The organism is Microcoleus sp. K5-D4, from assembly GCF_036704575.1.
Classification (GTDB): Bacteria; Cyanobacteriota; Cyanobacteriia; order Cyanobacteriales; family Microcoleaceae; genus Microcoleus.
Genome location: NZ_JAUBSD010000011.1, coordinates 1 through 14,024 on the forward strand (window position 1 = coordinate 1; position 14,024 = coordinate 14,024).

10 protein-coding genes are annotated in these 14,024 nt (G+C 47.3%); 4 read left to right on the forward strand and 6 right to left on the reverse strand.

The annotated features are described in order from the left end of the window. Nucleotides 1-219, forward strand: a 219-nt coding sequence (locus tag QUA77_RS05500; RefSeq protein ID WP_333449501.1) for a SpoIIE family protein phosphatase, incomplete at its 5' end; no start/stop codon positions are given. Between the two features lie 231 nt (nucleotides 220-450). On the opposite strand, the gene QUA77_RS05505 is transcribed toward QUA77_RS05500, so the two are convergent. Then, nucleotides 451-1,674 (reverse strand): tetratricopeptide repeat protein, encoded by a 1,224-nt coding sequence (locus QUA77_RS05505; RefSeq protein WP_333449502.1) that lies wholly within the window; start codon nucleotides 1,672-1,674, stop codon nucleotides 451-453. Nucleotides 1,675-1,750: 76 nt separating this feature from the next. On the opposite strand from QUA77_RS05505, the gene QUA77_RS05510 reads away from it, so the two are divergent. After that, complete coding sequence (locus tag QUA77_RS05510) at nucleotides 1,751-2,242, forward strand: WbuC family cupin fold metalloprotein (RefSeq protein ID WP_333036269.1); 492 nt, start codon at nucleotides 1,751-1,753, stop codon at nucleotides 2,240-2,242. A 74-nt stretch (nucleotides 2,243-2,316) separates the two neighbouring features. On the opposite strand, the gene QUA77_RS05515 is transcribed toward QUA77_RS05510, so the two are convergent. From QUA77_RS05515 to QUA77_RS05530, 4 genes are all read right to left on the reverse strand, one after another. After that, entirely contained in the window at nucleotides 2,317-2,814 is a 498-nt protein-coding gene (locus QUA77_RS05515; RefSeq protein WP_333036270.1) for a hypothetical protein, read from the reverse strand. A gap of 313 nt (nucleotides 2,815-3,127) precedes the next feature. Beyond that, complete coding sequence (locus QUA77_RS05520) at nucleotides 3,128-4,915, reverse strand: PAS domain-containing sensor histidine kinase (RefSeq protein WP_333449503.1); 1,788 nt, start codon at nucleotides 4,913-4,915, stop codon at nucleotides 3,128-3,130. Nucleotides 4,916-4,942: 27 nt separating this feature from the next. Further along, entirely contained in the window at nucleotides 4,943-7,981 is a 3,039-nt protein-coding gene (locus tag QUA77_RS05525) for an MASE1 domain-containing protein (protein WP_333449504.1), read from the reverse strand. Between the two features lie 270 nt (nucleotides 7,982-8,251). Beyond that, complete coding sequence (locus QUA77_RS05530; protein WP_333449505.1) at nucleotides 8,252-9,883, reverse strand: serine/threonine-protein kinase; 1,632 nt, start codon at nucleotides 9,881-9,883, stop codon at nucleotides 8,252-8,254. Between the two features lie 534 nt (nucleotides 9,884-10,417). Between QUA77_RS05530 and pheT the strand changes: the two genes are divergently transcribed. Then, nucleotides 10,418-12,862, forward strand: a complete 2,445-nt coding sequence (gene pheT, locus QUA77_RS05535; RefSeq protein ID WP_333449506.1) for a phenylalanine--tRNA ligase subunit beta — start codon at nucleotides 10,418-10,420, stop codon at nucleotides 12,860-12,862. A 156-nt stretch (nucleotides 12,863-13,018) separates the two neighbouring features. On the opposite strand, the gene QUA77_RS05540 is transcribed toward pheT, so the two are convergent. Then, nucleotides 13,019-13,588 carry a Uma2 family endonuclease gene (locus tag QUA77_RS05540; RefSeq protein WP_333036278.1) on the reverse strand — a complete coding sequence of 190 codons (570 nt, stop codon included), beginning with the start codon at nucleotides 13,586-13,588 and terminating at the stop codon, nucleotides 13,019-13,021. A 163-nt stretch (nucleotides 13,589-13,751) separates the two neighbouring features. On the opposite strand from QUA77_RS05540, the gene QUA77_RS05545 reads away from it, so the two are divergent. Further along, complete coding sequence (locus QUA77_RS05545) at nucleotides 13,752-14,021, forward strand: YciI family protein (protein WP_190741349.1); 270 nt, start codon at nucleotides 13,752-13,754, stop codon at nucleotides 14,019-14,021. The last annotated feature ends 3 nt before the right edge of the window (nucleotides 14,022-14,024 follow it).

Below are 14,024 nucleotides of genomic sequence, written 5' to 3' on the forward strand. Positions count from 1 at the left end.
TCCGGGGATGTTGTCGTACTCTACACAGATGGAATTACGGAAGCTTTTGATATGAATCAAGCTCAATACGGTATTGAGCCATTGATTGAAGTTGTTGCCATTAACAGGGGACAGTCAGCAGCAGAAATCAAGCAAGCGGTTATTGACGACGTGCGGCGATACATGGGGGAGCAAAAAGTATTTGATGACATTACTTTGGTAGTAATCAAACAGAAGTAAGTAGGTAGGCACAAATAAACCTTGCTGTATAACCGAATGTACAACTGCCAGAACCGAAAGCCAATAGCTTCGTTTCACTCGCTTTTGACTACTGAAAGCAGATTCTATGTTTATGAAGTACCCCCGCCTATCGTTCTATCCCCGTAGGGAAAAGGCGAAAACCTTTGTCCCTACACTTCATAAACCTGGAATAGGCTGTATGTATTTTCCCACTCATCTACTTAGTTCCGCTCAATTAATCAACTGCTTAAATGCGTCGTGTTCGCGAATTTTTTCTAAATCAGCTTCACTTTTTGCCAACTCTTTACACACATTCGGATTGAGATTCAGGGCGCGCTTTAAATTTTCAATTGCTAATTCAATTTTACCTTGTAGGGCATAACATCGGGCTTTATTGTACCAAATTCTGTAAAAGTCAGGCCGGATTTTAGCAGCATTGTCGTAGGAAGCGATCGCCGCTTCGTATTTTTGCAATTTGGAGAGTGCCACCCCTCGATTGTTCCAAGCGTCAGTATAATCATTTTTAATTTGTAGGGCTTGATTGTAAGAAATTACTGCTTGTTCGTACTCCTGCATTTTGGAAAAAGCAACGCCTCGGTTGTTCCAAGCATCGGCGTAATCGGGTTTGGCTTGAATTGCTTGTTCGTAACAGCCGATCGCCTCCTGGTACTTCTGCAACTCCAACAATACCACGCCTCGATTGTTCCAAGCATCGGGATAATTCGGACGAATTGTAGTAGCTTGTTCGTAAGACGCGATCGCCTCTGGATACCGCTGCATTCTTGTGAGCACTACTCCTCGGTTATTCCAAGTATCGGCTAAATCCGGCTGAATTTGCAGGGCCTGATCGTAAGCTGCGATCGCATCTTGATAACGGTTTTCAAAGAAACAAGCATCTCCCTGTTTAGCATAGTCGCCGGCCGTCAATAACTTTTGGTAATTGCCATAGTTAACCGGAGCAAATTCTTGAATTTGGGCATCGGGGAATAAAAGGTCTGTTTCTGCCTCTGCCGGGTGACTTTGCTGTTGAATTTCGCCTAAGATAGTTTCAGCGTCCGAAATTAATAGTTTTAATTGAGAGATTGTATCGTAATGGAGACTTTCAATTTCTTGGCGAGCAATTGTTGTCTGCTTAGACAATTTGCTCAACAGAAACCAAACCCCGACTCCGGCTGCTGTCGGAAACAAAGTTAGGGCAATTACCAGCCCGTTAAGCAGTACCGCCGTGCGCCCGAAAGCAATGTCAACTTCTTCTTGAACTCGATCGCCAATTTCTTCTTTAAGTTGCTGCTGCGAGAATTCCTGTTGAACCAACAGTGCGACCCTCGGTTCAGACGCAGAAACGCTACTGGCGCAGACTAGAATAGTCAAAAGGGCGATCGGGCTAATACTTTTTCTAAAGATACTTGACAAACGCATTGCCTTAGTGATACGCACCTGAGTTGCGATTTCCATGTGTCAAGAGATGCTGATAACGATGATCCCAGACTAGCCCATTTGTTCATAAACTATTAAATACAGGATATCTGTTGTGCAGTCCCCTCCGATCAAATTGCTGACGCAAGAATTGCTAGACGAAGTTGCCGCTTCCTCCCGGCGCAGTCCCCGCCAGCGACAAAACTACAATTTCCACGATTTGTCTGAAAAAGTGCAGCGGTTTGTCAACGTGTTGCAACCAGGCACTTACGTCCGCCCTCACCAACACCTCCGCCCGCCTGCAGTTAACGGTTTTGAGTTTTTTGTGGTGATTCAAGGAGAAGTCGGTATTGTTATTTTGAACGAAAACGGTCAAATCCTGCGCTCCTTGCGAGTCAGCGCGGCCGGCCCGACTCGCGCTGTCGAACTGCCAGAGGGCACTATTCACACGTTAGTAGCTTTGACACAGGATACTGTGATTTTGGAGTTTAAGGAAGGGCCTTACGACGTGGGGGCGGATAAAGACTTTTTGGCAGGTTTTCCTGCTGAGGGAACTGCGGCGGCGCGAGAATTAGTCCAGATTTGGGAAGCGGAATTTAACACTTGACTAATGACTGTTGACTGTTAAATGTTGACTGTTGACTGTTAAAAATCTAAAATCTAAAATTGATGGGCTGATTACTAATTACTGATGAATCTAATTGTCGTCATCCGATTGTATAAATCCGGGGCGGTGCGAATGATTTTTCTCAGGAGCTCATCCGTCACCCAAAAGACGAGGGGAAACGAAAATTTTTTGCTGAATTCACTGCATAATAGGTTGGTAGAAACGAGCAATCTATCGATCGGCTCCACGGATTCCAAACCGAGGAGCATTAAAGCTGGAGGCTTTTCGCCGTCTATTTCTGCTGCGATTGTCGCGTAGAGAGTTGTCGCCGATTTGGGCAAAAACAGTTGCCGCGGTTTCACGGGACAATTTGCTTGCAGCCGATCGACTATTTGCTGCCGCAAAGTTAGCGAGTTGCAGTGGACTAAAACGAAAGAAAAGTAACCTTGGGAAAGACGGAGCGCCCGCATTAAAGTTGAGAACGACCGCTCGTTATATTTAGCTGAGTCGTACTTAGCTGCATTGTCTTTAGCTGTATTTCCTGAGCTTTGCTCGATAAACATAAATTGCATATTTTTTATCTAGTTTTAGAGATTTTCTAGATTAAATGATGTTTCTAAAGAAAATGTGAAGATCGAAAATTTATTTTTCCTTTAAAAACTTTTGGAAAGTATACCACGCTTTTAAATTAATATCAATAGCCCGATCGAAATAGTCCGATCGACAGATTTGGCTGGAACCACACAAAAAGTACCTGCGACGGCACAAAAAAAGTATAGCCGCAGGCAAAAGGAAGAGCATAATTTGCAAGGGTTTCAGCAATTAATAACGTTCTAAATATCTGGCACGATTGCTAGATAAAATGTAATTAAAAATACAAAAAAATTACCGTAAATTCTCAGCCAGCGGCAAAGTAAACCAAAAACTTGCCCCAGCACCGGGAGTGCTAATTACCCCAATTTGGCCGCCGTGAGCACCAATGATTTGGCGACAAAGATATAGACCCAAACCCAAACCGACCGAGTGTCGGGATCGATCGCCCCTAACGTAAAGGTCAAAAAGATGTTCGCACTGTTCCGGCAATATTCCCACCCCGTCATCTTCAACGGTACAGTAAATCATGCTACTTGGGGAATTGGGGATTGGGGATTGTGGATTGGTAAGCGGTAATTTGTCGGTGTCTTGTTTTGCTGTGCTTTGATTTATAATTAATTTATCCGCCTTGATTACTTGAGCCGAAACTGTTAAATTTAGTCCCGGCAGATTGTGTTTCAAAGCATTCGCAATTAAATTAGATAAGACGCGCCATAACTGAGTCTTGTCAGCCTTCACGGCTGGCAAATTATCCGGCACCAAATTTTTAAAAGTAGCTTTACCCTCATTCATTAAAGGCTCCAAATCTGTCGCAGCAGCTTCAACTACCGCCCTCAAATCAACGGCATCGAAATGCAGAACCAAGCCGCGCAATTCCCCGGCGTGAACTTCCAACAGCGAATTTATCAAGCGCAATTGCTGCTCGCTACCTTGAATCATCCGCTCCAAAACAGAACGGGGAATTGCGATCGAATCCCCAGGTTTCGTCTGCCAATTTTTCAGCACCATTAACATTCCCGCCACCGGGTTTCGCAAGTCGTGAGAAAGAGCGTGGATAAACAGCCGCAGCGATTCTTGTGCCTGTTTGCGCTGCGTGATATCCTCAATTAAACCCTCATAATAAAGCACGGCGCCGCTGCTGTCCCGTACAGCCCGCGCCTTCTCAGAAATCCAGACAATACTGCCGTCTGAGCGGTAAATTTTAGATTCAAAATCCGATACTGTGCCGCTTTCCTCGATCGCTCGCAAAAACTCATTTCTGCGAGCCGGATCTACATACAACTGCCGCTCGATATCAGTAAACTTTGCCGTCACTTCTTCCGGGGAATCGCAGCCGTAAATCCGCGCCAAAGCTGGGTTTGCAGTAATGTAGCGGCCATCGGGAGTGCTTTGAAAAATCCCCTCGCCGGCATTCTCAAAAATGCTGCGGTACTTCGCCTCCGCCACCTCCAACTGCTGGTAAGCAGATTCCAACTCACGCCTCGTACTAAACTCTTTCCGTTGCAGACATTCGTACCAATAAACCGACAAATCGCAAATCAAACAAATCCAAAACAAATATAAGTACAACCCGGTCAACTTAAAAGGAGTATACTTAGCCAAACTTAGATTTAAAACCAAATTTATCCCGACGTGGCAACACAAAACGCCGAGTTGAGAAATCAGGTGGAGGCGCCAGCGGACGGGGATCAGCGTAGCTTGGATCAGAAACGCTAAAATCCAGGTAAAAATTGGTAATTCCCCGGCTTGTGCGACAGCTAGCCCAAGCTGTACAACCACCGTCAGCGACCACGAAAAAGCCAAAAATAGCAAACCGGGATAGCGCTGTCCGAAGGAGGTTTTTTGCAACACAAAACAGGTCAACAAACCCAGTTCTACAGCAGCGCTCGTGTACAAATAAACACTTTTAAACTCCTGGCGAGCGAAGAATCTTTCGCCTAGAAAATAGACCGTTATTGTGAAGGCAAAAAAGATGGCAATTCCGACGGCAGGGCGCAGCCGCTCTCGGAGGAAGCGATCGCGCCACACCTCATAAACCGTTAACGCCTGAACGGATTTTGCATTGCCCAAATAGTTCATAGCATTTTAGATTTTAGATTTTAGGTTTTAGATAGACAAAGAGCGATCGTCCGAGTTGACAGCAGGTAGCGAAAACCAGAAAGTCGAGCCACCTCCGGGAGTGCTTTCGACGCCGATTTCGCCGCCGTGAGCTTTGATAATTTGCTTGGAGAGGTACAAGCCCAAACCCAGCCCTGTTAATTGTCGGCTATTAGGGTCGTGAACGTAAAGTTCAAATAGAGATTCCCGGTGTTTGGCGCTGATTCCCACTCCATTATCTGTTACAGTACAGCGAACCATTTTTACGGTGACTCCGGGCAATTTGCTGCCGATATTGGCAATTTGCCCCTGATAGCGAGGCATTTTGCCACTGCCGTCGAGGTTAAATTTGGCCAGAGTTTCCTGATTTTTCTGGGTGGTCTCGCCTATCCTAGGACGATCGCCCGCAGCAGATATCCGGTTAGCGATACAGCGGGCAAGCGGATTATTGGGCGATGTTAAAGGCTGTAAATTTTCTTCATAAGTTAGCACTGTTTCAACTTCAATTACCTCGGCTTTAAAAGTTATATTGACTCCCGGAGGATTGTGTTTAATAGCATTAGTCAACAGATTTTCTAGCACCCGCTGCAAGTGTTTGCTGTCGGCCTTGACTTGTGGCAAATCCGTCGGTATTTCCTGAGTCAAAGTTGCTTGGTTTTTGGCCAGCATCGGTTCTAAATCGGCAACAATGGCTGAAGCTAAAGACGGCAAATGCAGCGGTACAGTATTGAGAACAATACCTTTCACCTCGCTAGCGTGAGCGTCGAGCAGGGAATTAACCATAGTCAACTGGTGTTCGCTGCCCTGAACGATCCGCTCCAAAATCGATCGAGAAACCGGAACATCTTGTAGAGAATCAGAGGCCGATTTGTTGAGCAAATTTTTCAGCAGTATTAACATTCCCATAACTGGAGTGCGGAGATTGTGAGAAACTGCGTGCAAAAATAGGTCTTTGAGGCGGTTGCTTTCTTGCAGTTCGTGCATTTTTTGCTGTAGTTGGCGGGTGCGTTCCTCCACTTGAGATTCCAAGTTGGCATTGAGAGCTTTTACCTGCTGCAAAAGTTGGGCTTGCTGGAGAGCGATCGCCACTTGGGTAGCGAGTTTTTCCAACAAATCAATTTCAAATTCCTGCCACTGGCGGGGCCCGGAACACTGGTTGACGGCCAAGATCCCGAACAATTCATCCCCCAGCACGATCGGCACATTTAACGTCGCGCGAATTTGATAGTCGCTGTACAATTGGGCAATTGGAACGCTGAGTTGAACGCTAGCAGTATCGGAGATAGTTCGGACGCGGTTGTTAGCATAAAAAGTTTTCTGGCTTTCGAGGTGATTCTCGTCAGCGAGTACCCACCCCAAAAGAGAACGGCATTGGGCACCCACAGACTCGGCCACAACCTTACCGTACACCGGGTTAGGAAGATTTACCCCGTCCGCGTCCACAATACCGATGAAAGCGCGGTCTGCCTTGAAAAATTGCCGGACTTCGGCAACAGTAGTGTTGAGAATTTCTTCGAGGTCGAGGGAGTTGCGAATTCGCAGGGCGATTTCTGAGAGCAAGCGATCGCGATCGGAGGACGCCCGCAAAGCGGTTTCGGTGCGGTGGCGTTCGGTAACGTCTTGGACTGTGGCGGCGATCGCCCCTGACTCAATTGCCGACTGTTCGCAGACAGTGCGTTCGGAGCCATCTGCCAGCACAATTCGGTAGTTAATGCAATAGGCTTTGCGCTCCAACATAGCTTGGCGCTGCGATCGCGCCACCAATTCTCGGTCTTCTGGATGTACGGCCTGCAAAAAAACTTCTGGTGTCGGTTTGACAGTTCCAGGAGCAAAACCCAAGAGGCGGTAAAGTTCGTTTGACCACCGCAATTCGATATTGGATATACGATGTTCTGCGGATTCTTGGCAGTTGTCAGTTGCTGTGAGGGCGGCGCAATTTAAATCCCAATTTCCCAACTGAGCGATGCGCTGAGCGTTGGCTAAACTAGCTTCGCGATCGCGCAGCATGGCGGCCGTGCGGCGCACCTCCACCAGCGCTTGCTGGCGTTCTGCTACGGCGGCGGCCAACATCAGAGCCACAAGGGCGATCGTACCGGTAAAAGCTTGTAAAAATAAAACCGCCTGTTTGAGATTATCGCTTTTGGCCAAAAAGGGGCCGCCTCCCTGTACTGCTCCCCAAATCGCGATGTAAGAGACGATCGAATAAGCAAAAATCGCTCCCGCCGGTTGAAACCGCAGGGCAGCCCAAACTATCAGAGGAAAAGGCAGATACTCCAGCGGATACTGAGCGATCGCCGCCTGTGTTTTCGAGCAAAAAAACAACCAGCTAACGCTCAGCAATAGAGTCAGCCAGAGCGCTATTTCTGAATAATTAACAATTAAAAATATAAGATTATAACGGTTTTCAGTTGCAGGAAATGTGTGTCTGCGATTAGCAATTTTTAGTTGGGAATTAGTAATTGATAATTGATTATTCTGTCTTTTAAAAAGTTCTATAAAAGTTGAAATAATGGTTTTTTTTAATGAAAATTTAAAACTATTAACGGCGTGGTTCAAAGTCAGCAGCACAGGCGTCACGAGCAAAATTCCCATGCCGTCTCCGAGCCACGTAGTCCACCAGTTGCGAGAGAAATTGCTCCACTGAGCCCAACCAAAAATGCACGTTCCCAAGTTGCCGAGGATAGAGCCGACCAAAGTAGACCCGATGACAGCGCCCGCTACTAAAGCCAGAACATCTCGCAATCGATCGAGTTTGGTAGAAAATCCGCTCTCCCTCAGCAAAGCCTCTCCAGCCAGCGCTTGCAGGGTGACGCTAAAGGCCGATGTGACAATGACAGCCGACGGTATACCCCCGGTAGAGTTTAACAGCACCGAACCGAGGACAATTCCCGGCCACATCCGTCGTCCTTGCAGTAGCAGTGCTGCTAGAGCAATACCGGCGGGCGGCCACACGGGGGAGGGTTCGGCTTTCACCAGTCCCAGCATCGACACTGCGAGTTTTCCGGTAACAAAGTAGGCCAGGGCCAGGATGCCGGTGTACAGAAGCATTCGAGTGCGGGGGTTGAGCAGTTTCATGTTTAGTGCGATCGAATCCTCCATTCCTAGTTTTTAATTTAGGCGGCTTTGGGGCGATCGAACTTCCTCCTGACGACTCACCTGACTGGGGGAGTGGGGAGTTGACTGTTGACTGTTGACTGTTGACTGTTAACAGTTGACTGTTGTGATTGGTGATTAGTAGCAGCTAACAACTCCCCATGCCCCATGCCCCATGCCCCATGCCCCATGCCCCATGCCCCATGCCCCATGCCCCATGACTGCTTAAAATCCAAAAGTCCGCTTACCATCCGGCTTAACAGTAAGCCAATTGGTCTTTGCCATTGCCAGTTGTTCCTCAGAAACTGTAGCGTTGGTAAGATTCGCCCCGCACAAATTTGCTCCCCGCAAATTCGCCTTAGTCAAATAAGCCCCCGTCAAGTCAGCGCCTCGGAAATCCGCCCCTTCAAAATTGGCAGTGCTGCAATAAGCCTCAGTCAAGTTAGCATCTCGCAAATTGGCCTGAATTAACCTCGCGTGACCCAAATTCGCCCCCGACAAATCCGCTGCTTGCAAATTTGCCTTCACCAACCTAGCCTGATAAAAATTCCCCCCCGCTAACTGCGCTTTTTGCAGTTGCAAACCCGACAGTTCGCAGTCAGCAAAATCGCGCTTGCCTTTAAAATATGCCGCTCGCAAGCTGTTGGTGTCCCACTTAGGAGCAACTTTCGATAGCTTTGACGCTGCTAAATTGCCACTAGAAGGTCCAACCGTTCCAAAAGTTCTGCCGGACTCAGCCAGAGTCCGGGAAACTCTCGGCTGCATCCCCGTGTTCCCGGATTGGCTGAAGGAAGTTCTACCAGCGCGGGTGTGGTTCGATCGTAAATCTTGATTAATTTTGCTCTCAGGCCGTGACCACGAAGAACCCTCGTCATTAAATATTGTCGGTTCTTCAACTGCACGAGAAGAGCCGTTGAATTGAGTTGCCAAGCCATCCATAAGACTTGGGTCTTCAAATTCGCCGGAGAGAGCTCTGAGGACATCTGCTGCCGATTGGAAGCGGTGGCCAACCATCGGCTTGAGCATTTTTTCGAGAATTCGCGCAAAATATGGGCTCACCTGAACGTGCGGCTGCCAAACAATTTCGCCGGTTACTCCATCAAAATCTAAATCCTTGGGCGATTTTCCTGTCAGCAAGTACAAGCAAGTCATCCCCACCGCGTAGATGTCGCTGGCAAATATCGGTCGCAGCGCCATTTGTTCCGGGGGAGCGAAACTAAATGTGCCGACTGAAAATTTCGTGTTGGCGCTTTGGTCGGCGGGGTCTAATAATATTGTTTGGCTAACTTGGTCTTTTACTGCTCCGAAGTCAATCAGAACTAAGTGGCCGTCTTGAACTCGGCGAATAATATTTGCCGGTTTGATGTCTCGGTGAATTACTCCTTGGCTGTGGATATATTGCACTACTGGCAGAATTTCTAATAGAAAATTTTTAACGTCTGATTCGTTGAAACGGCCTGAGTGCTTGACTTCTTGTTTCAAAGTCGAGCCTTTAACATACTCTTGAACTAAGTAAAATTGCTGTTCGGTTTCAAAATAGTCTAGCAGCCTCGGTACTTGCGGGTGGTCGCCCAGTTGGCCGAGGGTTTTCGCCTCTCGCTTAAATAATTCCCGCGCCATTTCTAAAACTCGCGGCGACAAACTACTGGGTCGCAGTTGCTTGACTACACAACTCGGTTGACCGGGCAATGAGATGTCTTTTGCCAGAAATGTAGCTCCAAAACCTCCTTGCCCTAACGGTTCAATGACTCGGTAGCGAGCGCGCAGCAATAACCGCGCACCGCAAGTCTGACACTGAAGAATAGAGTCAGCAGGGTTTTGAGGATGGGGACAGCCCGGATTTACGCAGTAGCTCATATTGATTGAGTTTGCCTATGTTGTTCTGATCTTGTCAGCGTCGCTCGACTGCACAAATAGCCTGTTCCTGCTTCTGGTAGACATACTAATCTATCAGTTTTCGGCAAGCCGTGCCTTCGATTGCGAATTGGAATTGCACCTAAGTCTTTTATGCCGATATCTTTTCCCTATTTTGATTATCTCGCTGGTTTGAGTTTTTTCGGTTGATTATCCTTGAAGATAGTTTAAAGACTTGCTAAAGTTGTGCTTTTTTGTGTAAAGTCTTTCTAAACTTAAGTGCTTTTTGCGTTGTTAGATGTATCTAGCATACCTCATTCTCTGAATGAGAATGCTACTCATCCCCCAGTAGACATCTACCTTTGGGCCGATCCCTCGTTTTTGCTGATGTGTACCCTAAAAGTATTGACAAATTTAAATTAGTATGCTATGAAAAGCTTTCCCGAATAAATTCTGGGACTCAAAAGTCGTAGCCCGTCGGCGCCGACTAATGACTAATCACTACAGAGCACTGACAACTAACTACTGATCTAAATTATGCGTATTTCTCTAAAGTGGCTGCAGGAATTGGTGGATGTGGCAATATCGCCGGAAGAATTAGCCGAAACTCTGACAATGGCAGGCTTTGAAGTTGAAGAAATCGAAGACCGCCGCCCGTGGGCAAGCGGCGTAGTTTTGGGCAAAATCATCGCCTGCGAACAGCATCCGAATGCAGACAAATTGAGAGTTTGTCAAGTGGATGTCGGCTCTAGTGAAGCTTTGAATATTGTTTGCGGCGCACCCAACGCTAGGGCAGACATTTACGTGCCTGTCGCTGTTGTTGGCACTTATTTATCGACTATTGATTTAAAGATTAAACCTGCTAAATTGAGGGGCGTTCCTTCCGAAGGAATGATTTGCTCTCTGGCGGAATTGGGACTATCTAAAGAGTCAGCCGGGATTCACATTTTCGAGTTAGAAAATCCCGAATTGGGCAGCGATATTCGCCCGCTTTTGGGTTTAGATGACGTGATTTTAGATTTGACAGCAACTGCCAACCGTGCTGACGCTTTGAGCATGGTGGGTGTAGCGCGGGAAGTGGCGGCGCTGACTGGGGCGAGTTTGAGAATTCCCCAAGCAAATGGTGTTGTGATTGAGGGCAAAGAAAGTCCTGGTTTGGCAGTAGAAATATCAGAACCGCAAGGATGCCCGATTTACATCGGCACAGCAATTGAAGGTGTGAAAATTGCTGCTTCTCCAGCGTGGTTGCAGCAGCGGTTGCAGGCGGCGGGAGTGCGACCAATTAATAATGTGGTTGACGTGACTAATTACATTTTATTGGAATGGGGACAACCGCTGCACGCTTTCGATCGCGATCGCCTGCAATCTTTCACAGGTACTCAAGATATCAGCATCGGCGTCCGCTTTGCCAAAACAGGCGAATCCTTCAAAACTTTGGACGGACAAAACCGCAATTTGCAAGCTCAAAATCTGTTAATTACTGCTAGCGACAAACCTGTAGCTTTGGCTGGCGTAATGGGCGGCGAAGACACGGAAGTTCACGAAGGAACCCAAAATTTAGTCTTGGAAGCGGCGATTTTTGACCAGGCAACGATTCGCCGTTCTGCGCGCGCTCAAGGCTTGCGGAGCGAGGCATCGATCCGCTACGAGCGGGGGGTGAATCAGGCGGCTTTGACGACGGCCTGCAACCGCGCTGTTGCCCTAATTTTGGAGTTGGCTGGAGGCACTGCGACGGTGCAGAAAACGGCGAGTTCCGGCGAGGATTTGAGTTTTTCGCGATGGCTCGAATTGCGTTTAGACCGAGTAAATCTAGTTTTAGGACAGTTAAAAAGAGGAGCAACGGGCGGTTCTAAATATCTGGAACCAGAAGAGGTGAAAAATATTCTGACAGCCTTGGGATGCGAAGTTGTTCCAACGGAAAAAGAGCGAGTTTGGAATGTGACTGTGCCGCCTTACCGCTACCGGGATTTAGAAAGGGAAATTGATTTAATTGAAGAAGTTGCCAGACTCCACGGTTATGACAATTTCTGCGATACTTTGCCTAGCAAAACGGAACCTGGTTATCTGTCACCGGAATATGCGGCAATTCGGAATGTGCGATCGGCTTTTCGGGCGGCCGGTTTGACGGAGTTGATGCACTATTCTTTGGTGAAAACTGAGGGAGACAATCAGGTTGTGCTGGCGAATCCGCTGTTTGTGGAGTATTCGGCTTTGCGGACAGAAATGCTGTCGGGTTTGATTGATGCTTTCCAGTACAATTTGGAACAGGGAAATGGGGCGCTAAACGGTTTTGAAGTCGGCCGCATTTTCTGGAAAGATGGGGATGCAATGAAGGAAGCCGATGCAGTTGCGGGGATTATTGGCGGCGATCCGACTGTGTGGAAATGGCAGCAAGGAGGGCGCGATCGACCTTTGAGTTGGTTTGAGGCAAAAGGTATTTTGGAAAGCGCATTTCAAGAGTTGGGTTTGTCGGTGGAATATCAAAGTGATTCCTCGAATACACGCTTGCATCCGGGCCGCACGGCTGCGTTATCGTTAAACGGGAAACATTTAGGGGTTTTTGGACAGTTGCACCCGCAATTGCAGCAAGAAAAGGATTTGCCTGAGCAGGTTTACGTGTTTCAATTAGATTTAGCGGTGCTGTTGGGTGAATTAGGGCGATCGAACCACTTAACTCGCAAATTCGCTGGTTATTCGAGTTTCCCCGCTTCTGACAGAGACATTGCATTTTTCGCACCAGTTGAGGTTCCGGTTGTAGATATGCAAAGTGCGATGAAAAAGGCGGCGGGTAGTTTGCTGGATTCGGTGGAATTGTTCGACGAATATCGGGGCGACAACGTACCGGCGGGACAGCGGAGTTTGGCTTTTCGGTTAGTTTACCGCGCGGGCGATCGAACTTTGAGCGAAACCGATGTCGAACCAGCCCAACAAAAAGTCCGCGATGTCCTAGTTGAGAAATTCGGCGTTAGTTTGAGAAGCTAATTGTAGGGGCGGTGCTAAAAGTGCCGGCCCTCTCTCGACTTCTTGCACGCAAAGACTAAGAAACCGGGTTTCTTCCAAGATGTACCGCCATCAACCAACTATTAACAGAGAAACCCGGTTTCTGCGGCCAAGCGAGTCCTAAATTTGTTGAACAAGTTAATAACTTAACGGCCGCAACATCTCCCGCACAAAAAAAGAACAATCAGGAAACTGCAGAAGAGAAATACTATCACCATCCGCAAGAACTACCCGACTTTGATAACCATCCTGACTCGGTTCTCGAAAAACGTGGAGTTGCCGATTATTCACATCCAAAACCCAATAATCAGTAATTCCCGACTCAGCATAAATTTTCGCTTTAATCCCGCAATCCGTTCTCAGCGTAGTATCCGCAACTTCAATAATCAGATAAATTTCTGAAGGAATTGGATGGTGGTCTTCATAGTAAAGTGGATCTGGTATAACTACAGAAAGATCCGGTTCGGGTTGCGAGTAATTATTCATCCGAACCGGGTCTTGCAGCCGCACAAAAATCTGTTCTCCTAAACGGTTATCCAGTAATACCTTCGTGCGCGCAATCGCCGCACCGTGAGCCGTTCCCTTTGCTGCCATCTTTACTATCTGTCCTGCTAGTAATTCCACCCGTTCATCTTCGTCAAAAATACCAATTTCCGTCATCCGGTCATATTCTTCAACTGTCAGCAGACGAATGTCTAATAAAGTCATAGTAACCTCCTTCTCTCTAACAAACCTCTCTCTTCTTCCCTCTCTTCCTCAGCGACCTCTGCGCCCTCTGCGGTTAATCAATTTTATCCTAAAAAAACTCGTCAAATCCTGCTACTCTTATTGTACAATTATTTTTAAACAAATTTATCCAAGGCTCAAAACCGTGACCAAATATGTGATGTGGGGAAGTTACTGCGAAGACGTTCTCGAAAAACGCGCTCCGTTTCGAGACGCTCATTTAGCCGGATTGGCTAAGCAGAAGGAATCGGGCGTGTTAAGTACGATCGGGCCAACGAAAGATTTAACAAAAGTTTTTGCAATTTACGAAGCGGAAGATGAGGCTGCTGTGCGACAATTAGTTGAAGCCGATCCTTATTGGGTAAATGGGGTTTGGACTGAGTACGATGTGAAAGAGTGGATTCAAGCTTTTTGAAGG